A 20,339-nucleotide genomic window follows, 5' to 3' on the forward strand; every position below is an offset into this window, starting at 1 on the left:
TAGAATTGATTGGGCTGGCGTAACCGCAACCTACATTGGTATTCCATTGTTCCTGGCGATTTGGTTCGGCTACAAGATAACTAAAGGTTCTCGTTTCGTGAAATACAGCGAAATGACGTTCCCAAAAACGTTTGAAAAGTAGTCACAACCCAAGATAGAAAAGGGCGCGATGATCGCGCCTTTTTTTATTGTTTTGGCGCTAATCCACCCCTACGTTCACGTAGGTCGTACAGAAGCGTCATCCACTCTTCTTTTACGCCAAATGCTCTGCGTGGAACCGCAAATGATCTTCAATAAACGAGGCAATAAAGTAATAACTGTGATCATAACCCGGTTGCACGCGCAACGTTAACGGCCAGTCTTTCTGGCGCGCAACTTCGGCTAATTGCGCGGGTTGCAGTTGGTCGGCGAGGAATTGATCGGCATCGCCTTGGTCAATAAGCACCGGGATGACCTGCGCACTATCGGCCTGCATCAGTAAACAACAGCTATCCCACTCACGCCATTTTTCTTCGTCCGCACCTAAATAAGCGCTAAAGGCTTTTTGCCCCCACGGCACGCGGCTTGGATTCACAATGGGCGCAAAGGCGGACACTGAACAATAACGGCCTGGATTTTTTAACGCGATGCTCAGCGCACCGTGGCCGCCCATGGAATGGCCGAAAATAGAGGCTTTTTCGCTGACGCTAAATTTATCGGCAATCAACGCAGGCAGTTCGTCGTTCACATAGTCGTACATGCGGAAATGGTCAGCCCACGGCTGCTCGGTCGCGTTCAGGTAAAAACCTGCACCCTGGCCGAGATCATAACTTTCATTATTAGGGATGTTTTCACCGCGCGGGCTGGTATCTGGCATAACCAGCACAATCCCCAGTTCTGAGGCAACTCGCTGTGCGCCCGCCTTGGTGGTGAAGTTCTCGTCGTTACAGGTCAAACCGGAAAGCCAGTACAGAACCGGTGGAGGAGTGGTGCGCGGTGTTGGCAGAAAAATACTGAACGTCATCGGGCATTTCAGTACTGTGGAATCATGGCGCCAGCGCTGTTGCCAGCCTTCAAAACAGCGGTGTTCTTCTAGGAGTTCCATCCGGTTTTCCTTAATTATATTCAAGATCAATGAATAACTTTCACTTCTCCCCAGTCTAGCCATGCTGCATCATACTGGCAACGGAATCGTAACAATTGGGGGTTGCGTGGCGGCACGTATCGCATTGACGGGATTTCTGGTGTTGGTGGTCGCAATGGGCATTGGCCGTTTTGCGTTTACGCCACAAGTCCCGCTGATGATAGCGGAAGGGCAACTTACCTTAACCAGTGCGGGTTTGGTAGCAGCGATTAACTACCTCGGTTATCTGGTGGGGGCGTGGGATGCCATGCGTGCACATCGGCGCGTCGAGTTACGTTTAATGCTCGGTGTCTGGGGCGCTGTGATACTGACGCTGCTGTCAGCAACCGTGGATGCTGCATTGTGGCACGCACTGATTCGTTTTCTGATTGGTGGTGCCAGCGGATGGGCGATGGTATTAATAGCCGCCTGGAGCAACGAGCAACTGGCCCATTTAGGCAAGCCCGGTTTAAGCGCTGCGGTGTTTGCCGGTCCGGGGGCTGGGATATTTATCAGTGGGTTGTCGGCGGTTGCGATTCACCGTTACGGTTTATCCGCGAACCTCGCCTGGCTGGTTTATGGTTTTCTGGCGCTATTATTCATTGTGTTGATTGCCCGCAACTTGCCTCGAAAAGGGGAGTTACATCGCCCGGAAACGGCACCTGAGCCGTTAGTCTTAACCTTACAGCTCAAACGCCTGGTCTGGAGCTACAGCCTGGCCGGGTTTGGTTATATTCTGCCCGCCACGTTTTTATCGCAGATGGCTAGCGCTCGTTTTCCTGGTAGCGCCTTCGCACAATTCGTCTGGCCGATATTTGGCGGAGCGGCAGTGTGTGGCATTTTACTCGGTATTGCCGCGCGGCAATGGTTGAAAAGCCATCAGAGGTTGGCGTTTGTTCTGTGGTTACAGGCACTCGGAGTCTTCGCCTCAGATAGGATCCCAGGCATGACAGGTCTGGTTCTGGGAGCGCTGTTAGTCGGGGGCGGTTTCTTATGTGCGGTGCAACTGTCGCTACAATATGGCCGTGAATTGGCACCGCAGCATACCCGTTATCTGGCAGGGTTGCTGACAACTGGATATGCGATGGGGCAGTTAGTTGGGCCGATGTTGTCGGCGATATCCACGTCGCTAACCGGCCAACTCGAGCCAGCATTATATGTCGCCGGATTTGCATTATTGGTCAGTGGTGGGCTGGTTTGGCGAAGGGTGTGACGATTTCATTAATTTACCCGTCATCATTCAAGTTGCATCTTTGTTGGCTATGTTCACTTACCCGAATCACTGACTTAGGTAAGCTCATCGGGACGCGTTCTCTTGCCGCCGCGATGCAACTCGAATTATTTAGTGTAGATATCGTTCGCACCACTGGATTATGCGACCACGCTCACGCACAATGAGCGCACACTTTGCCTCACGTAAGGCCGAGGTCAGTCACACCTGCAGGAGAAAATAGTATGTCATCATTAAGTCCAGAAGCAGCATTGGTTCACGAAGCATTAGTTGCACACGGCCTGGAAACCCCGCTGCGTCCACAATTGCGTGAGCTGGATAACGAAACCCGCAAGCGTCATATCGCCGAGCATATGACGGAAATCATGCAGTTGCTGAATCTTGATTTAAGCGACGACAGCTTGATGGAAACGCCGCATCGCATCGCCAAAATGTATGTCGATGAGATTTTCTCTGGCCTCGATTACGCCAACTTCCCAAAAATCACGGTCATCGAAAACAAGATGAAAGTCGATGAGATGGTGACAGTGCGTGACATTACGCTCACCAGTACTTGCGAACACCATTTCGTGACTATTGATGGCAAAGCAATAGTGGCCTACATCCCGAAAGACACCGTGATTGGCCTGTCGAAAATTAACCGCATTGTGCAATTCTTTGCGCGGCGTCCGCAGGTCCAGGAGCGCTTAACCCAGCAAATCCTGATTGCTCTGCAAACATTGCTTGGCACCAACAATGTGGCGGTATCTATTGATGCGGTCCATTATTGTGTGAAAGCGCGTGGCGTACAGGATGCAACCAGTGCGACAACCACGACATCGTTAGGCGGCTTGTTCAAATCCAGCCAGAATACACGTCAGGAATTTCTGCGCGCTGTGCGTCATAACTAACATTAATACCCAAGCTACTTCGAGATGCAGGTAGGCGGCAACCGAATTTTGCCAGCCAACAACCCTGCATATTGAAGGACGATGGGTAGATTAGGCAGGATGTATGGAGAGAAACATTACGCTGGATTTTGTCCGTGGCGTCGCTATTCTCGGCATTCTGCTACTGAATATCGTGGCCTTCGGCTTACCGAAGGCGGCATACCTCAATCCAGCATGGTCCGGTACGATTACCGACCGCGATGCCTGGACATGGGCCATTCTGGATCTCTTTGCCCAGGTAAAATTCCTCACTTTATTCGCTCTATTATTTGGCGCTGGCCTGCAGATGCTATTACATCGCGGCAAACGCTGGATTCAGGCACGTCTGACGTTATTAGTCTTATTGGGTTTCATGCACGCTATCTTCTTGTGGGATGGCGATATTTTGCTGGCCTACGGTCTGGTTGGCCTGGTGTGCTGGCGCATGATTCGCGACGCTCAGGGGATTCGCTCACTGTTTAATACTGGCGTGATGTTGTATCTCACCGGCATTGGTGTGCTGCTGTTGCTGGGCTTTATCTCAGGGGACGCGCCAAATCGTTCATGGGTGCCTGATGCGGCCAACTTGCAGTATGAGCAATGGTGGAAACTCAATGGCGGTGGGGAAGCCATCAGTAATCGCATTGACTTACTTTCCTCGAGTTTGGTGGCGTTAGGCGCGCAGTACGGCTGGCAATTGTGCGGAATGATGCTGTTGGGTGCGTCATTAATGCGTTGCGGTTGGTTGCGGGGGGAATTCAGTTTGCATCATTACCGCCGCACCGGTTTGTGGCTTATCATCGTCGGTCTGTTAATCAACATTCCGGCTATTTATGCTCAATGGCACCTTGGTTGGACGTATCGTTGGTGCGCTTTCTTGCTGCAAGCACCGCGTGAATTGAGTGCGCCGTTTCAATCCATCGGTTATGCCGCGCTGGCATTCGGTTACTGGCCACAGCTTTCGCGCTTGCGAATAGTCAATGCTGTGGCACATGTTGGGCGTATGGCACTGTCGAACTACTTACTGCAAACGTTGATTTGTACCACTTTCTTCTTCCACCTGGATGAGTTCATGAAGTTTGACCGCCTCTCACTATTGGCGGTTGTGCCTGCCATCTGGGCCATCAATATTCTGTTCTCAATGCTGTGGTTGCGTTACTTCCGCCAGGGGCCGGTTGAGTGGCTATGGCGACAACTCACCGCACGCGCTGCGGGGATCTCTTTGAAACATCCAGCAAGATAATGATATACATCACAAACGTTAACGAATTGTATGTAACCGTTTTCATCACTGTGATCATCCTCACGTAGTCATTTCTAAGTCACTGCCAAAATAGCCACCTTGCCATATACAGGGTGTATTCATGAGACTAACTCTACTTTCGACTGGTGAAAAATATGATCACCATTCGTGACGTTGCCCGCATCGCCGGTGTCTCAGTGGCGACCGTTTCCCGTGTCCTCAATAACAGTGCGCTGGTCAGTGCAGACACCCGTGAAAGCGTCATGCAGGCGGTAAGGCAGTTGGGTTATCGGCCCAACGCTAACGCGCAGGCTCTGGCAACGCAGATCAGTGACACTATCGGCGTAGTGGTCATGGATGTGTCTGACCCCTTCTTTGGCGCACTGGTTAAAGCGGTGGATGTTGTGGCACAGCAGCACAACAAATATGTGCTCATTGGCAACAGTTACCATCAGGAAGAAAAAGAGCGTCATGCTATTGAAGTGTTGATTCGTCAACGCTGTAACGCATTGATTGTTCATGCTAAAGCTCTGAGTGATCAAGAGCTAGGTGAGTTCCTCGATCAAATTCCAGGCATGGTACTGGTTAACCGAATTATTGCCGGCTATGAGCACCGATGCGTTGGGCTCGATAACGTCAGTGGGGCTTTGATGGCGACACGAATGCTGTTTAATCAAGGCCATCAACGCATTGGTTATCTGGCCTCCAGCCACGCGATTGAAGATAACGCGCATCGCCGGGAAGGGTGGATGCGCGGTATGACGGAGCAGGGAATTACACCGCCAGAAAGCTGGGTGGGCGTGGGTTCACCGGATATGCAAGGTGGCGAAGCGGCGATGGTGGATTTGCTTGGCCGCAATCAGCATCTCACTGCGGTGTTTGCTTACAACGATAGCATGGCAGCCGGCGCGTTAACCGCCTTGAAAGATAACGGGATTGTTGTACCACATCATGTTTCAGTGATTGGTTTTGATGATATCCCCATCGCGCGTTACACCGATCCGCAACTCACCACGGTGCGTTATCCCATTGTTTCAATGGCGCGACTGGCGACCGAAATGGCGTTACAGGGGGCTGCAGGTACGCTCGATCTTGGTGCAACACACTGTTTTATGCCAACTTTAGTCCGCCGCCATTCCGTAGCTCCACGGCAAATTGCGGCACCGATCACTCTCTGAGTAAAGTCTTTGATGTAACCGGTTTCAATTTGTGAGTAAATTCACAGTTAATTAACATTACGATCGCTATGATGTCAGCGTTTTATAAGCTGAAACTATATGTAACGGTGATTAATCAGTTTACCGATAGGTGTTCAGCAAAAAATTTTACCCAAAATAATTTGAGTTGAAGAAAGGTGGCAAGAGCGTGAGTCCAGGTGAGCTTACTCAGCTAAGAGATTCGGGCGAGCAAACGCAGCCAACGCATCAGCAACTTGAAGTATGACGGGGATATCAATAAAAGCAGTTAGGGATCGTTACAGAACACGGAAGAGTTTTTAAACGAGATTATTTTTCGGCATTCAGTAACGTTTCTATAACCGTGCTGCCTGCCTGAATAACACTAAGAACTACCCTGCAAAAAAACCGGAGATACCATGAATAAGAAGGTTTTGACCCTGTCCGCTATTATGTCTTGCATGTTGTTTGGCGCAGCCGCTCATGCAGCTGACACCCGTATTGGTGTGACCATTTACAAATACGACGATAACTTTATGTCAGTGGTTCGCAAAGCGATTGAGAAAGACGCAAAAGCGGCTCCAGACGTAGAACTGCTGATGAACGACTCCCAGAACGACCAGTCCAAACAGAATGATCAGATTGACGTGCTGTTGGCAAAAGGCGTTAAAGCACTGGCAATCAACCTGGTTGACCCAGCTGCAGCGGGCACTGTTATCGAAAAAGCGCGCGGCCAGAACATTCCAATTGTGTTCTACAACAAAGAACCTTCACGTAAAGCGCTGGATAGCTACGACAAAGCTTACTACGTAGGTACTGACTCTAAAGAATCTGGCATCATCCAGGGCGATTTGATTGCTAAGCATTGGGCTGCAAACCCAGCTTGGGATCTGAACAAAGATGGTCAGATTCAGTTTGTTCTGCTGAAAGGCGAACCAGGCCACCCGGATGCTGAAGCTCGTACTACTTATGTTATTAAAGAGCTGAATACCAAAGGTCTGAAAACCCAGCAACTGCAGTTAGACACCGCTATGTGGGATACCGCTCAGGCGAAAGATAAGATGGATGCCTGGATGTCTGGCCCGAACGCTAACAAAATCGAAGTGGTTATTGCCAACAACGATGCGATGGCAATGGGTGCTGTAGAAGCGCTGAAAGCACACAACAAATCTTCTGTTCCAGTATTTGGTGTAGATGCCCTGCCAGAAGCAATGGCAATGGTTAAATCTGGCGCAATGGCCGGTACCGTACTGAACGATGCTAACAACCAAGCTAAAGCAACCTTCGATCTGGCTAAAAACCTGGCCGATGGTAAGCCTGCCGCTGAAGGCACTAACTGGAAGATTGAAAACAAAATCGTTCGTATCCCTTATGTCGGTGTTGATCAGAGCAACTTGGCTGAATTTACTGGCAAATAAGTATCCTTCTTACTTCGAGCCGCAGATGTGTTAACTGCACTCGCTCACCCCGGTCACTGACTTGAGTCAGTTCCCGGGGATTTATGAGCTTGTTGCCTTTCTGCAATTCGAATTATTTTGGATATGGCTTTAAAGGTGTCGAGTCGGACGTAATTTATGTCCGGCTCAATCCACTCAGTGACACTATTGGAACCGTAATTATGGTCGACAATATTACAAATCAGTCGTCGGAATATTTGTTGGAAATGACCAACATTGATAAATCATTCCCCGGCGTTAAGGCACTGGATAATGTTAATTTAAAAGTCCGTCCTCATTCCATTCACGCATTAATGGGAGAGAACGGTGCCGGTAAATCAACATTATTAAAATGCCTATTTGGGATCTACAGCAAAGATTCCGGCAGCATCCTTTTTCAGGGAAAAGAAGTTAACTTCTCCAGCACCAAAGAAGCGCTGGAAAACGGTATTTCCATGGTGCATCAGGAACTGAACCTGGTGTTACAACGTACCGTTATGGATAACATGTGGCTGGGTCGCTACCCAACCAAAGGTGTATTTGTCGACCAGGACAAAATGTACCGCGATACCAAACATATTTTCGATGAGCTGGATATTGATATTGACCCTCGCGCCCGTGTTGGCACGCTGTCAGTTTCACAAATGCAGATGATCGAAATTGCCAAAGCGTTTTCTTACAATGCCAAAATTGTCATCATGGATGAGCCAACATCCTCACTGACAGAAAAGGAAGTTAACCACCTTTTCAAAATCATTCGTAAATTAAAAGATCGTGGCTGCGGTATTGTTTATATCTCACACAAAATGGAAGAAATCTTCCAGCTGTGTGATGAAATCACAATTTTACGTGACGGACAGTGGATTGCCACCCAGCCATTAGAAGGGCTGGATATGGATAAAATCATCTCCATGATGGTTGGCCGCTCGCTGAACCAGCGCTTCCCGACAAAAGAAAACGTGCCGGGTGAAGTGATTATGGAAGTCCGTAACCTCACCTCAATGCGTCAGCCATCGATTCGCGATGTCTCCTTCGATTTGCACAAAGGGGAAATTCTCGGGATTGCCGGGCTGGTCGGTGCAAAACGTACTGATATTGTTGAGACGCTATTTGGTATCCGTGAAAAATCAGACGGTACTATTACGCTGCACGGCAAAAAGATTAATAACCATACTGCGAATGAAGCGATTAACCACGGTTTTGCGTTGGTTACTGAAGAACGTCGCTCTACCGGTATTTATGCGTACCTGGATATCGGCTTTAACTCACTGATTTCCAATATTCGCAATTATAAAAATAAAGTTGGCTTGCTGGATAACTCGCGCATGAAAAGCGATACCCAGTGGGTAATCGACTCGATGCGTGTCAAAACACCAGGGCACCGTACCGCGATAGGTTCGTTGTCAGGGGGTAACCAACAGAAAGTGATTATCGGCCGTTGGTTATTAACCCAGCCAGAAATTTTAATGTTAGATGAACCAACTCGTGGGATTGACGTTGGGGCTAAATTTGAAATTTATCAGCTCATTGCTGAACTAGCCAAAAAAGGGAAAGGAATCATCATTATTTCGTCCGAAATGCCAGAGTTGTTAGGGATTACAGATCGTATCCTGGTCATGAGTAATGGTCTCGTTGCCGGAATTGTAGACACTAAAACTACCACGCAGAACGAAATATTACGTCTTGCGTCTGTGCATCTTTGATAATTTAGGGGCTGTTAAAATGAGTGCGTTAAATAAGAAAAGTTTTCTAACTTATCTGAAAGAAGGCGGCATTTATGTCGTATTACTGGTCCTGTTGGCGATTATTATTTTCCAGGATCCCACGTTTTTAAGCTTAATGAACTTAAGTAACATCCTGACCCAATCCTCCGTGCGTATCATCATTGCACTGGGTGTGGCAGGGTTGATTGTTACTCAGGGTACTGACCTTTCAGCGGGTCGCCAGGTTGGCCTGGCTGCGGTTGTGGCTGCGACATTCTTGCAGTCGATGGAAAACGTGAACAAAGTTTTCCCTGAAATGCAAACCATGTCCATTCCGTTGGTTATCCTGATCGTGTGCGCTATCGGCGCAATCATTGGTCTGGTTAACGGTATTATCATTGCTTACCTGAACGTGACGCCGTTTATCACCACTTTGGGTACGATGATCATCGTTTACGGTATTAACTCCCTGTACTACGACTTTGTGGGTGCCTCACCTATTGCGGGGTTCGATAGCGGGTTCTCGACCTTTACCCAGGGCTTCCTCAAAATGGGGAACTTTAAGCTCTCGTACATCACGTTCTATGCGTTGATTTCGATTGGCTTCGTCTGGATCCTGTGGAATAAAACACGCTTTGGTAAGAACATCTTCGCCATCGGTGGTAACCCTGAAGCGGCTAAAGTTTCTGGTGTTAACGTTGCACTGAACCTGATCATGATTTATGCGTTGTCTGGTGTGTTCTACGCTTTCGGCGGCATGTTAGAAGCAGGTCGTATCGGTTCTGCAACCAACAACCTTGGCTTCATGTACGAACTGGATGCGATTGCGGCGTGCGTAGTAGGCGGCGTGTCATTCAGCGGCGGTGTGGGTACGGTCGTGGGCGTGGTGACGGGTGTCATTATCTTCACCGTAATCAACTACGGCCTGACGTATATCGGCGTGAACCCTTACTGGCAGTACATTATTAAGGGTGCGATTATTATCTTCGCGGTAGCGCTGGATTCACTGAAATACGCACGTAAGAAATAATACTGATTGTTTTACCAAGACCCGCACTTATACGTTGGTGCGGGTTTTTTTATGCCTGCTATTTCTTCCCCTCTTTTTGCAACTCCAGTAACTGTTCTGGCGTCACTGCCGGGTAAGCTTGTGCATCTTCCGGGACTTCATACATGGCAGGAATGGGCACCAGCGGCCCAAGAAAACGCGGTTCACGCTTGAAAATGTACAAATCCGCCAGCGCACCAAACCGGGCGCCAAACTCGCGGATACGCACGGTCAGCATATCCTTTGGCGAAGGAACAGCATAACACTGCGCCTGAATCCCCATATGTAGGGCAATAAACAGCGCACGTTCGCAATGGAAACGCTGAGTGATAATAATAAAATCGTTGGTATCAAAGACCTTGCGGGTACGAACGATGGAATCCAGAGTACGAAAACCCGCGTAATCCAGCACGATGTCGGCAGGGTCAACCCCCCCGGCAATCAGGTCTTTTCGCATCGTCATCGGTTCGTTATAACTTTGCAGTGCGTTATCACCGCTTAACAGTAGGTAGTTCACCTTGCCGCTGTTATAGGCATTTAACGCGCCTTGAATACGATATTGATAATACTGGTTAATCACCCCAGTCCGGTAATACTTGGCGGTTCCGAGCACCACACCAACCTGGCGGTAGGGTAAATCTTGCAGTTCGTCGTAGACGTAAGGTGCAGTTTTCCAGCTTATCCAGCGGTCAAGACAAAGCGCAGCTACCACAGCCAATCCGATTATTACCAACAGGCTATAAAACACGCGCTTCAACATGGACTTGCGGCTCAATAAAGGGAGGGGATTTTTTCAAGGCTACTTTACCTGGTGGTGAAGAGCAAGATTCACGAAGTGAGTCGAGTGACTTTTCAGCAGTACGGGTGCATGCGCACCCGTATGGTGAGCATCAATTCAGAAGTGTGCGGTCGATGTTCATACAGCCCAGCGCTTTGAGTGTGGCAGCGGTGGCGTCCCACTGTGTCAGTGGCGCATCGGCTTTTTCAGCAAGGATGGCACGCTGAATATCGGTATAGTCATAACCCGAAAGACTCAGCAGATTCAGTGCTGCTTGCAGTGGTGGCAGGGAAGGGTTGAAAGCCGCGTTTTCTGCATAACTCCCTTTGAAAATCGTCCCGTCACGCAATTCCAGCGCAACACCTGATGGCGCGTTGCTGTACGGCGCATGGCTGCGGTTTGCCGCCGCAATAGCGGCGCTGCTTAACTCATCGCCCTGCAATGCAAAGCCATGATCCATTTCATCAAGCAGCAAAGTTTTGATTTCTAAATCACGGGGGCCAAAGGCGTCAGGCAGATAATCGCCGAGGGTGGCAGGTTTACGGCCAGGCAAATTAATACGCAACGCCACACCGCTATTGAGTTCATTCATAAACTGGCGGCAGTGGCCACACGGCGTGTAGTTAACGGTGATGGCGGCAAGTGCTTTTTCACCGCGCATCCACGCGTGAGTAATGGCACTTTGCTCGGCATGAACGGTCTGCTGCATGGTGGAGCCAAGAAACTCCATATTGCCGCCGAAATAAAGGTTACCACTGACACCACGGGCAACTGCGCCGACGTAGAACTGTGATAAATCAGCACGAGCACAAGAGGCTGCGAGTGGCAATAAGGCGAAAGCCAACGCATCGTCATCCAGTCCGGTCTGAGCTTTCAGTGATTCTACTTCGGAAGCAATAAACATTGCCGAGAAATGAGAGTCAGCAATCAAGGGTTGCAGTGCAGTTTGCAGTGAAGCCGGGAGTTGTGCGAGAGCAGCCTGAAAACGTGAGCGCATGGAGGTTAGCCTCATAACAAGTAATTGACCCGTAGTTTACGGGTCTGTATAGGCTTTATATGTGATCTTTATCTAATTACAAATGCAACAGATGAAATAAAAAATGAAAATGCGCGATCTCTCGCAAGTTTTAACCCACAACAGCCAAAATGATTGGGAACAGGAATGGGGCAATCAGTGACGTAATAATGCCGCAAATCACCAGCGCCAATGAGCTAAAAGCACCCTCCTGAAAATCAAGTTCCGCGCAGCGAGCGGTACCCAAAGCGTGAGAAGCGGTCCCCATGGCGAGTCCTCGCGCGGATTTGGTCGTAATATTCATCATATTCAATAAGGTATGACCAAACACCGCACCCAACATACCGACAAAAATCACGCAAACTGCACTAATCGCCGGAATGCCACCAATGCTGCCGCCGACAGCCATGGCAATCGGTGTCGTGACTGATTTGGGCAAGACTGATGCGGCAATTTGTGGGGTTGCGCCCATCAGCAGTGCCACCGATGTACCGGTAATCATCGCCACGATGCTGCCAATAAAGCAGATAGTGATAATGGATTTCCAGCGTGCGCGAATCTGGTGAAGTTGTTCGTAAAGGGGGAAGGCAAGGGCAACGACCGCTGGCTGCAGCAAGTCATTCAACACTTCACTGCCTTCGAAATAATGTTCATAAGGCGTACGGGTGAATACCAGGATTGGGATTATCACAATCATGGAGATCAGCAGCGGGTTCAGAATAGGCGATTTATAACGTATACCAATCTGACGGGCGAGGAAAAAAGTCACCAGCGTTAAGGGTAGGGACCACCAGATATGATGCATCATTTTGTTTCCCCCTCGCGCTCGCCCAGCACTTTGCGTTCACCATGGATTAAATGGGAACACCAACTCACGACCACTAACACCACCAATGTACTGATAAAGCATGACACGACCACCGGGCCAAATTGCTGCTTTATGACATCGACATACTGCATAACACCTACGCCAATCGGCACAAACAACAGCGCCATATTACGAATTAATAATTGGCAACTTGGCTTAACCCATTTGGCTGGAACGATTTGCAGCGACAGCAAAACAAACAGAATGAGCATGCCAATAATACTGCCGGGAATCGCAATAGGAAGCAGTGACGAAATGGCAATACCTGCATATAAGCATATGTAAATTATTATAAATGCCCGAAGGTACTGCCAAATTGCTGTGAGTGAGTTACGCATAGTGATCACCTTTAAAGAAACGTATTCATCATACAATTAAACTCAAAAATGTGCTACCGATCACACCATGAATTATTAGCATACCAAACATTCCTGTCTGGAACGTTCCAGAAAGTTTTGGGCAATTTCACAGTTCAGTGTTTTACAGGCGAAAAAAAAGCGGCTCGTAAGCCGCTTTTCAAATGGGTCATCTTTGCTTAGTTCAAGCGTACCGGCATACCGGAACGGCCCTGAATAGCTTGATCCAATACGGTGCTGTCAATATCTGGTTGAGCGGTAATCGCAGTCACGTTGTTTTTCAGCACGATAGGGACAATCTCACCAGAGTTGAACTGTGCTTCAGTCGTAGACAGTGGGTTATGCACTTCAATGTAGCGCGTACCATCTGACTCAACGGTGGCTTTAACCGGTTCGTCGATGAACTGAACGCGAGTACCGACCGGTACTTTCTCGAACAAGAACTTAATGTCTTCGTTACGCAGACGTACACAACCGTGGCTCACGCGCAGGCCGATACCAAAGTTGGCATTGGTGCCGTGAATCGCGTACAGACGACCGATATACAGCGCGTACAGACCCATAGGGTTGTCCGGGCCCGCTGGAACAACGGCTGGCAGTGGAGTACCGGCAGCAATATATTCCGCATGCATTTTCGCGGTTGGTGTCCAGGTTGGGCCTGCTTTCTTACGTTCTACTTTTGTCGTCCAGTTCATTGGGGTGTCTTTACCCAACTGGCCGATACCGATTGGCAGCACGATAACCGTGTTGGTGCCTGCAGGGTAATAGTAGAGGCGCATTTCAGCACTGTTGATAACAATACCTTCATGAACGGTGTCCGGCAGAATCAACTGCTGAGGAATGTTCAGAATGGTGCCAGGCTTTGGCAAGTATGGATCAACCCCAGGGTTGGCTTCCAGCATATTGGAAAGCCCCATCTGGTAACGTGCTGCGAATTCTTCCAGAGGTGCGGAGCTACCTTCAGGAATGGTGATAACCTGGTTTTGACCAATCAAACGGCTACCATCGGTAGGCAGAGGATAGGTCACGGCAGAAGCTGTGTTGCTAAAAGACACGACAGCCACAAATGCCAGTAAAATAGTGCGTAGTTTCATATTCATGTTATGCGAAGTATTTATGGCCATGCAGGCTAGTTAGTGAAGAAGGGAGCGTTTAGCCGCGCATTATATGTGCATTCGCTCGGCCAGGGAAATCAGATGTGGATTAAATCACATTTTTTTGCTTATTGTTTATTTTATCACCAGTTCATAAGCAGAGCGATCTACACGTTGAGTTATGGCATAATGTGCCCGATCTCACATATTACATAACTTCTTTTATCAGGACATCTCTGTGCTAGCTTCCAGCAACGTCACTATGCAGTTCGGCAGTAAGCCGCTGTTTGAAAACATTTCTGTCAAATTTGGCGGCGGCAACCGTTACGGCTTGATCGGCGCCAACGGTAGCGGCAAGTCTACCTTTATGAAGATCCTCGGTGGCGATTTAGATCCAACGATTGGCAACGTATCGCTTGATCCGAACGAGCGTATCGGTAAGTTGCGTCAGGATCAGTTCGCCTTTGAAAAATTCACCGTCCTCGACACGGTGATCATGGGCCACGCTGAACTCTGGGAAGTGAAAGAAGAGCGTGACCGTATTTATGCGCTGCCAGAGATGAGCGAAGAAGACGGCTACAAAGTTGCCGATCTGGAAGTCCTGTACGGCGAAATGGACGGTTACACCGCAGAAGCACGCGCGGGCGAACTGCTGTTGGGCGTCGGCATTCCTGTAGAACAGCATTACGGCCCAATGAGCGAAGTTGCTCCAGGCTGGAAACTGCGCGTATTGCTGGCGCAGGCGCTGTTCTCAAACCCTGATATTTTGCTGCTCGATGAACCGACGAACAACCTGGACATCGACACTATTCGTTGGCTGGAAACGGTGCTCAACGAGCGCAACAGCACCATGATCATCATCTCGCACGACCGTCACTTCCTGAATATGGTTTGTACGCATATGGCGGATCTGGATTACGGCGAACTGCGTGTGTATCCAGGTAACTACGACGAATACATGACGGCGGCAACTCAGTCGCGTGAACGTCTGCTGTCTGACAACGCGAAGAAAAAAGCGCAGATTGCTGACCTGCAATCCTTCGTTAGCCGCTTTAGTGCCAACGCATCGAAATCTCGCCAGGCAACTTCTCGTGCGCGCCAGATTGAAAAAATCAAGATTGATGAAGTGAAAGCTTCAAGCCGTCAGAACCCGTTCATCCGCTTCGAACAAGACAAGAAACTGTTCCGTAATGCGCTGGAAGTGGAAGCGTTGGCGAAAGGCTTTGATAACGGCCCGCTGTTCAAAGGCGTTAACATGCTGCTCGAAGTGGGCGAAAAACTCGCCATCCTCGGGACTAACGGCGTGGGTAAATCTACGCTGCTTAAAACGCTGGTGGGTGAATACACTCCAGATGGCGGTACCGTGAAATGGTCTGAGAATGTGCAGATTGGTTACTACGCGCAGGATCACGAATACGAGTTTGAAAACAATCTGACCGTGTTTGACTGGATGAGCCAGTGGATGCGTGAAGGTGATGACGAGCAAGCGGTGCGCAGCATCCTGGGCCGTCTGCTGTTTAGCCAGGACGATATCAACAAACCTGCGAAGGTGCTGTCCGGTGGTGAAAAGGGTCGCATGCTGTTTGGTAAATTAATGATGGAACGCCCTAACGTTCTGATCATGGATGAACCAACCAACCACCTGGATATGGAATCCATCGAGTCGCTGAACATGGCGCTGGAAATGTACCCTGGTACGCTGATTTTCGTTTCCCATGACCGTGAGTTTGTCAGCTCGCTGGCAACGCGTGTGATTGAGATTACACCAGAGCGTGTGATTGACTTTACCGGTGGGTATGAAGATTACCTGCGCAGCAAAGGCATTGATAACTAAGGTTATTGATTACGATAAAAAAACCGCCGAATTCGGCGGTTTTTTTATGCGCTAATTCCATCTCTTTCCACGCGGGTTGATAATCACCGGTACAAATTCTGAATGGAGTTCAGCGAGTGAATCGACAAGGGTTATGAGCGCTGGAAAAAGGAGCAGTTTACAACATGATCAACACGTTGAATTCTTGCTGCTCATGCGCACACCTCGCATTGTGGATTGCGCGGCAATTTCATTTCGCGGAACTGGCACGTCATCGCGTCGTACATCACGATTTTCCCCCGAGCCGGCGTACCGTAATGCGCGAGCAATTTGATGGCTTCCATTGCTTGCAATGAACCGATAACACCCACCAACGGTGCCATGACACCTGCTTCCACACAGGTGAGCGCATTATCGCCAAACAGGCGACTCAGGCAGCGATAACAGGGTTCACCCTCCTGATAAGTGAACACGCTGATTTGCCCTTCCATGCGAATTGCCGCACCTGAAACCAGCGGTTTCTTCACCGTAAAGCAGCATTGATTAAGCTGATTGCGAATCGTCACGTTATCAGTGCAGTCCATCACCAGATCGTGGCGAGTGATAAGCTCCAGCAGTTGCGTCTCATCAAGCAGAGCATTGACTGTTTCAATCTGAATATGCGGATTGATAGCCGCCAACGCCTGTTTAGCCGAATCGACTTTCGGTTGCCCAATTGTGGCATCACGGTGCAGTGTCTGGCGCTGCAAATTGGACAGCGCCACGGTATCAAAATCTAACAAGGTAAGATGGCCGACACCCGCCGCCGCCAGATACGGCGCGCTGGCGCAACCAAGACCGCCGAGCCCAACAATCAAAACACGCGCGGCCTTCAACGCTTCCTGGCCGTCAAAATCAAAACCGCGCAAAATAATCTGCCGGTTGTAGCGCAGCATTTCCTGATTGCTCAGTTCAGCGTGCATGGTTAGCCCCCAAACAAATGATTGAATGGTTCAACGTCGACCCAGTCACCTGCATCAACGTTACCGCGCGCGAGCTCCAGCACGATAAAACAGTTGGCCTGGCTAAATGAGCTGAAAATATGTGAACCCTGATGACCGGTGCTCAAGACTTCTAATTGCCCATCAGCACCTGTACGCAGAATGCCTCGTTGGAAATCGAGACGGCCTGGGGATTTTTTCAGTCGGCCAACCGTACGCGCGCGCAGGCGTGGCGGCAGGGCATGACCTCGCTGGCCGCTTAATTTGGCTAACAGTGGCTGAACCAGTTGATAAAAGGTCAATGCCGCAGAAACCGGATTGCCCGGAAGGCCGCAGAACCAGCTGTTTTTCAGGCGCCCAAAAGCAAAGGGTTTACCCGGTTTGATTGCCAGTTTCCAGAAAGCGATTTCACCGAGTTCTTCAAGCAATTGTTTGGTGTAATCGGCCTCACCAACGGAAACGCCGCCGCTGCTGATAACCACATCAGCCTGGCTGTCAGCTTCAATAAATGCCGCACGCAGGGCTTCAGGGTCATCACGAATAATCCCTAAGTCGATGACTTCACAACCCAACTGCTCGAGCATGATATGCACCGCCAAACGGTTGGTGTCATAAATTTGCCCTTCACCAAGCGGCGTGCCCGGCAGTTGCAGTTCATCACCGGTCGAAAATACCGCAGCGCGGACTTTGCGCAACACGGCGACTTCGGCAATGCCCAGTGAGGCAATCAGCGGTAACTCGGCGGCGGTAAGTTTTTTACCGGCAGGCAACACGCTGGCACCCTGGCGAATATCTTCCCCAAGCAGTCGCACATTTTGCCCGTTTTTGACGGTTTCGTTAAAACGCACACCGCTTTCGGTAACCGTGGTCTCTTCCTGCATTACCACCGCGTCAGTGCCTGCGGGTACGGGGGCGCCCGTCATGATGCGAATGCAGGTGCCTTGCGGCCACTCACCTGAATAAGGTTGCCCAGCAAACGCTTTCCCCGCCACCGGCAGTGCCGATCCCTGGGCTAAATCTGACAGGCGTACCGCGTAACCATCCATTGCTGAGTTATCAAACCCAGGGACATCGATTGGTGACGTGACAGGGTGCGACGTAATGCGCCCAGCAGCCTTCAGTAAAGGAATAGACTCAGATTCGGTGACAGGAACAATACGCGACAACATCTGTTCCAGTGCGGTTTCGAGGGGGATAAGCCCGGCGTTAAATTCCATGAAAGCTCCTGCTGCGCGGGAAAAATATGTCGGACATTATGGCAGAGAATCGGCGCTGGCTGATATACCCGTCATACTTCAAGTTGCCTCTTTGTTGGCTGCATTCACTCGCCCTGGTCACTTAGTTTACCAAGCTCCCGGGGACTCGCTCTCTTGTCGCCTCAATGCAACTCGAATTATTTTGGGTATAGGTAATCGACTTAGGCATTTTCCTTTACATCACATTTACATCTTTCTATATTCAAAATTCGTCTCAAGCCGAATCAACTAATCTGATATTTATAGAGAAAGTGATTTCGGATCCTCCACCTAAATAATTCGAGTTGCATTGAGGCGGCAAGTGCGGCCAACAAAGATGCAACGTGAAGTATGACGGTGGATAAATATGACAAGGCAATGTCGAAATGCACAAAGCAGTAATCGCTATTCATGGTGGCGCGGGAGCTATCACTCGTGCGCAATTCAGCCCCGAAAAAGAGCTGCTTTATATTAAAGCCCTATCGGAAATCGTAGAGGCGGGCCAGGCGTTACTTGCAGCCGGTGGAAGCGCACTGGATGCCGTGACTGAAGCCGTACGCTTGCTCGAAGAATGCCCCTTGTTTAACGCCGGTATCGGCGCAGTTTTTACCCACGACGGCACCCATGAACTGGATGCCTGCGTGATGGACGGCAACACCCTTGAAGCGGGAGCTGTGGCGGGCGTTAGCCATATCCGCAACCCCATTCTTGCTGCCAGACACGTTCTGGAACACAGCCCGCATGTTTTACTGATTGGCAAGGGGGCTGAAAACTTTGCGCAGCAGCAAGGGCTTGAACCGGTCTCTCCAGACATATTTTTCACTCAGGAACGCTGGGATCAATTACAGCGAGCCCGGGCGAATGACCAAACCGTGCTGGATCATGACGAGCCGATTAATCCAGATACCAAATTTGGCACTGTCGGCGCCGTCGCGCTCGATCAATATGGCAATCTGGCGGCCGCAACTTCAACCGGCGGCATGACCAATAAAATGCCGGGACGTGTTGGCGATTCCCCCATCATTGGCGCGGGCTGCTATGCCAATAACGCAAACGTAGCGGTTTCGTGCACTGGCACGGGTGAAGTGTTTATGAAAACGCTCGCGGCTTACGATATTGCGGCGTTAATGGAATATGGCGGGCTGAGTCTGCAACAGGCCACGGAACGCGTCGTGATGGAAAAACTTCCGGTGCTACAAGGCAGCGGCGGGGTGATTGCTATCGATAGTGAAGGCAATGTGGCGTTGCCATTTAACAGCGAAGGGATGTACCGCGGCTACGGCTATGTCGGGGATTCCCCAAGCGTTGGAATTTATAACAGCCAGGAGCATTGATGCCCCACAGTCACGAACTGCCCGACGACGAGGTGCTGTCGGTTAGCGCGCTGAACGTTCGCTTTCGCCAGGAAAAGACCGACACCCAGGCGGTGTCCGATTTGTCGTTCGCGCTAAAACGCGGTGAGACACTGGCGATTGTCGGGGAATCAGGTTCCGGGAAATCGGTCACTGCGCTGGCACTCATGCGCTTGCTGGAAAAGAGCGCGAGTGCCGTTGAATGCGAGCAAATTTTGCTGCGGCGCCGCAACGGTCAGGTTATTGAACCCGCATCGCTGAGTTCTTCGCAAATGCGCCATGTGCGCGGTGCGGATATCGCCATGATTTTCCAGGAACCCATGACCTCGCTCAATCCGGTCTTTCCGGTGGGCGAGCAAATTGCCGAATCTATCCGCTTGCATCAAGGCCTGGACAAACAGGCCGCGATGGAAGAAGCACGTCGCATGCTCGAAAGGGTACGCATTCCGGAAGCGAAAGCCATTTTGGGGCGTTATCCGCACCAGCTTTCTGGCGGGATGCGCCAGCGCGTGATGATTGCTATGGCGCTCTCTTGCCTCCCAGCGGTACTGATTGCCGATGAACCCACCACCGCGCTGGACGTGACGATTCAGGCGCAAATCCTCCAGCTTATCCGCGTGTTGCAAGATGAAATGCACATGGGCGTGATTTTTATCACCCACGATATGGGCGTGGTGGCAGATATCGCCGACCGTGTGCTGGTGATGTATCGCGGCGAGGCGGTGGAAACGGGTCGCGTTGAGCAGATATTTAACGCACCGGTTCATCCTTACACCAAAACGCTATTGGCGGCGGTACCGCGTCTTGGGGCGATGAATGGCCGTGATTTACCGCGCAAATTTCCGCTGGTAGACCCAAAACACCCTGACCAACCAGAAGCCGAAACCGAACAAGACACCATAGCACCTGGTGCGGTGCCCGTGTTGCAAGTACGTGACCTGGTGACGCGCTTTGATATTCGCAGTGGCATTTTCAATCGCGTAACGAGTCGGGTACATGCGG

Annotated in this window: 19 protein-coding genes; 11 read left to right on the forward strand and 8 right to left on the reverse strand. The window is 50.2% G+C overall.

The genetic code is table 11. The features are described from left to right. Positions 1 to 142: hypothetical protein (locus VJY99_RS13515; RefSeq protein ID WP_324119284.1), on the forward strand; the 142-nt coding region annotated here is incomplete at its 5' end. Between the two features lie 111 nt (positions 143 to 253). On the opposite strand, the gene fghA is transcribed toward VJY99_RS13515, so the two are convergent. Then, positions 254 to 1,084 (reverse strand): S-formylglutathione hydrolase, encoded by an 831-nt coding sequence (gene fghA, locus VJY99_RS13520; RefSeq protein ID WP_324119251.1) that lies wholly within the window; start codon positions 1,082 to 1,084, stop codon positions 254 to 256. A 106-nt stretch (positions 1,085 to 1,190) separates the two neighbouring features. Here fghA and VJY99_RS13525 point away from each other — a divergent pair, with 106 nt between their 5' ends. The 7 genes from VJY99_RS13525 (at position 1,191) to mglC (ending at position 9,828) form a co-directional block, all read left to right on the forward strand. Continuing rightward, positions 1,191 to 2,315: a YbfB/YjiJ family MFS transporter gene (locus VJY99_RS13525; RefSeq protein ID WP_324119253.1), complete on the forward strand. Its 1,125-nt coding sequence runs from the start codon at positions 1,191 to 1,193 to the stop codon at positions 2,313 to 2,315. Positions 2,316 to 2,557: 242 nt separating this feature from the next. Next, positions 2,558 to 3,223 carry a GTP cyclohydrolase I FolE gene (gene folE / locus VJY99_RS13530; protein WP_324119255.1) on the forward strand — a complete coding sequence of 222 codons (666 nt, stop codon included), beginning with the start codon at positions 2,558 to 2,560 and terminating at the stop codon, positions 3,221 to 3,223. A gap of 103 nt (positions 3,224 to 3,326) precedes the next feature. Continuing rightward, positions 3,327 to 4,484: a DUF418 domain-containing protein YeiB gene (gene yeiB / locus VJY99_RS13535; protein ID WP_324119257.1), complete on the forward strand. Its 1,158-nt coding sequence runs from the start codon at positions 3,327 to 3,329 to the stop codon at positions 4,482 to 4,484. A gap of 155 nt (positions 4,485 to 4,639) precedes the next feature. Next, the gene (gene galS, locus VJY99_RS13540; protein WP_324119258.1) at positions 4,640 to 5,662 is read left to right on the forward strand and encodes an HTH-type transcriptional regulator GalS; all 1,023 of its coding nucleotides are present in this window, start codon (positions 4,640 to 4,642) and stop codon (positions 5,660 to 5,662) included. Between the two features lie 416 nt (positions 5,663 to 6,078). Next, a complete protein-coding gene (gene mglB, locus VJY99_RS13545; RefSeq protein ID WP_324119260.1) occupies positions 6,079 to 7,077 on the forward strand; it encodes a galactose/glucose ABC transporter substrate-binding protein MglB in 999 nt (332 codons plus the stop codon). Positions 7,078 to 7,277: 200 nt separating this feature from the next. Then, on the forward strand, positions 7,278 to 8,798 hold the full coding sequence (mglA, locus tag VJY99_RS13550) for a galactose/methyl galactoside ABC transporter ATP-binding protein MglA (protein WP_324119262.1): 1,521 nt from the start codon (positions 7,278 to 7,280) through the stop codon (positions 8,796 to 8,798). Between the two features lie 19 nt (positions 8,799 to 8,817). Next, positions 8,818 to 9,828 (forward strand): galactose/methyl galactoside ABC transporter permease MglC, encoded by a 1,011-nt coding sequence (mglC, locus tag VJY99_RS13555; protein ID WP_324119264.1) that lies wholly within the window; start codon positions 8,818 to 8,820, stop codon positions 9,826 to 9,828. Positions 9,829 to 9,886: 58 nt separating this feature from the next. Here mglC and sanA read toward each other — a convergent pair whose 3' ends face one another. The 5 genes from sanA to ldtB form a co-directional block, all read right to left on the reverse strand. Further along, positions 9,887 to 10,606: an outer membrane permeability protein SanA gene (gene sanA / locus VJY99_RS13560; RefSeq protein ID WP_324119266.1), complete on the reverse strand. Its 720-nt coding sequence runs from the start codon at positions 10,604 to 10,606 to the stop codon at positions 9,887 to 9,889. A 130-nt stretch (positions 10,607 to 10,736) separates the two neighbouring features. Continuing rightward, entirely contained in the window at positions 10,737 to 11,621 is an 885-nt protein-coding gene (cdd, locus tag VJY99_RS13565) for a cytidine deaminase (protein WP_324119268.1), read from the reverse strand. A gap of 130 nt (positions 11,622 to 11,751) precedes the next feature. After that, positions 11,752 to 12,447 carry a CidB/LrgB family autolysis modulator gene (locus tag VJY99_RS13570; protein ID WP_324119269.1) on the reverse strand — a complete coding sequence of 232 codons (696 nt, stop codon included), beginning with the start codon at positions 12,445 to 12,447 and terminating at the stop codon, positions 11,752 to 11,754. Beyond that, positions 12,444 to 12,845 carry a CidA/LrgA family protein gene (locus VJY99_RS13575; RefSeq protein ID WP_324119271.1) on the reverse strand — a complete coding sequence of 134 codons (402 nt, stop codon included), beginning with the start codon at positions 12,843 to 12,845 and terminating at the stop codon, positions 12,444 to 12,446. Before VJY99_RS13575 ends, VJY99_RS13570 begins: the two co-directional genes overlap by 4 nt. Positions 12,846 to 13,042: 197 nt before the next feature. Continuing rightward, positions 13,043 to 13,963 (reverse strand): L,D-transpeptidase, encoded by a 921-nt coding sequence (gene ldtB / locus VJY99_RS13580; RefSeq protein ID WP_324119273.1) that lies wholly within the window; start codon positions 13,961 to 13,963, stop codon positions 13,043 to 13,045. 232 nt (positions 13,964 to 14,195) lie between these two features. Between ldtB and VJY99_RS13585 the strand changes: the two genes are divergently transcribed. After that, complete coding sequence (locus VJY99_RS13585) at positions 14,196 to 15,791, forward strand: ABC-F family ATPase (RefSeq protein WP_324119275.1); 1,596 nt, start codon at positions 14,196 to 14,198, stop codon at positions 15,789 to 15,791. Between the two features lie 191 nt (positions 15,792 to 15,982). On the opposite strand, the gene moeB is transcribed toward VJY99_RS13585, so the two are convergent. Together moeB and moeA are read right to left on the reverse strand one after the other, a co-directional pair. Beyond that, a complete protein-coding gene (gene moeB / locus VJY99_RS13590; RefSeq protein WP_324119277.1) occupies positions 15,983 to 16,732 on the reverse strand; it encodes a molybdopterin-synthase adenylyltransferase MoeB in 750 nt (249 codons plus the stop codon). 2 nt (positions 16,733 to 16,734) lie between these two features. Next, positions 16,735 to 17,967: a molybdopterin molybdotransferase MoeA gene (gene moeA / locus VJY99_RS13595; RefSeq protein ID WP_324119279.1), complete on the reverse strand. Its 1,233-nt coding sequence runs from the start codon at positions 17,965 to 17,967 to the stop codon at positions 16,735 to 16,737. A gap of 404 nt (positions 17,968 to 18,371) precedes the next feature. Here moeA and iaaA point away from each other — a divergent pair, with 404 nt between their 5' ends. Continuing rightward, the gene (gene iaaA / locus VJY99_RS13600) at positions 18,372 to 19,319 is read left to right on the forward strand and encodes a beta-aspartyl-peptidase (RefSeq protein ID WP_324119281.1); all 948 of its coding nucleotides are present in this window, start codon (positions 18,372 to 18,374) and stop codon (positions 19,317 to 19,319) included. Beyond that, the coding region (locus tag VJY99_RS13605; protein WP_324119283.1) for an ATP-binding cassette domain-containing protein at positions 19,319 to 20,339 on the forward strand (1,021 nt) is incomplete at its 3' end. The genes iaaA and VJY99_RS13605, both read left to right, overlap by 1 nt.

Origin of the sequence: Buttiauxella sp., assembly GCF_035271705.1 — a bacterium.
In the GTDB taxonomy this organism is placed as follows: Bacteria; Pseudomonadota; Gammaproteobacteria; order Enterobacterales; family Enterobacteriaceae; genus Buttiauxella.

Bases quoted from the DNA above. Each gene is read 5' to 3' on its own strand.
- galS (WP_324119258.1), top strand. From the start codon at position 4,640: ATGATCACCATTCGTGACGTTGCCCGCATCGCCGGTGTCTCAGTGGCG.
- ldtB (WP_324119273.1), bottom strand. From the start codon at position 13,963: ATGAATATGAAACTACGCACTATTTTACTGGCATTTGTGGCTGTCGTG.
- sanA (WP_324119266.1), bottom strand. From the start codon at position 10,606: ATGTTGAAGCGCGTGTTTTATAGCCTGTTGGTAATAATCGGATTGGCT.
- yeiB (WP_324119257.1), top strand. From the start codon at position 3,327: ATGGAGAGAAACATTACGCTGGATTTTGTCCGTGGCGTCGCTATTCTC.
- fghA (WP_324119251.1), bottom strand. From the start codon at position 1,084: ATGGAACTCCTAGAAGAACACCGCTGTTTTGAAGGCTGGCAACAGCGC.
- mglC (WP_324119264.1), top strand. From the start codon at position 8,818: ATGAGTGCGTTAAATAAGAAAAGTTTTCTAACTTATCTGAAAGAAGGC.
- mglA (WP_324119262.1), top strand. From the start codon at position 7,278: ATGGTCGACAATATTACAAATCAGTCGTCGGAATATTTGTTGGAAATG.
- moeA (WP_324119279.1), bottom strand. From the start codon at position 17,967: ATGGAATTTAACGCCGGGCTTATCCCCCTCGAAACCGCACTGGAACAG.
- mglB (WP_324119260.1), top strand. From the start codon at position 6,079: ATGAATAAGAAGGTTTTGACCCTGTCCGCTATTATGTCTTGCATGTTG.
- cdd (WP_324119268.1), bottom strand. From the start codon at position 11,621: ATGCGCTCACGTTTTCAGGCTGCTCTCGCACAACTCCCGGCTTCACTG.
- VJY99_RS13570 (WP_324119269.1), bottom strand. From the start codon at position 12,447: ATGATGCATCATATCTGGTGGTCCCTACCCTTAACGCTGGTGACTTTT.
- moeB (WP_324119277.1), bottom strand. From the start codon at position 16,732: ATGCACGCTGAACTGAGCAATCAGGAAATGCTGCGCTACAACCGGCAG.
- folE (WP_324119255.1), top strand. From the start codon at position 2,558: ATGTCATCATTAAGTCCAGAAGCAGCATTGGTTCACGAAGCATTAGTT.
- iaaA (WP_324119281.1), top strand. From the start codon at position 18,372: ATGCACAAAGCAGTAATCGCTATTCATGGTGGCGCGGGAGCTATCACT.
- VJY99_RS13575 (WP_324119271.1), bottom strand. From the start codon at position 12,845: ATGCGTAACTCACTCACAGCAATTTGGCAGTACCTTCGGGCATTTATA.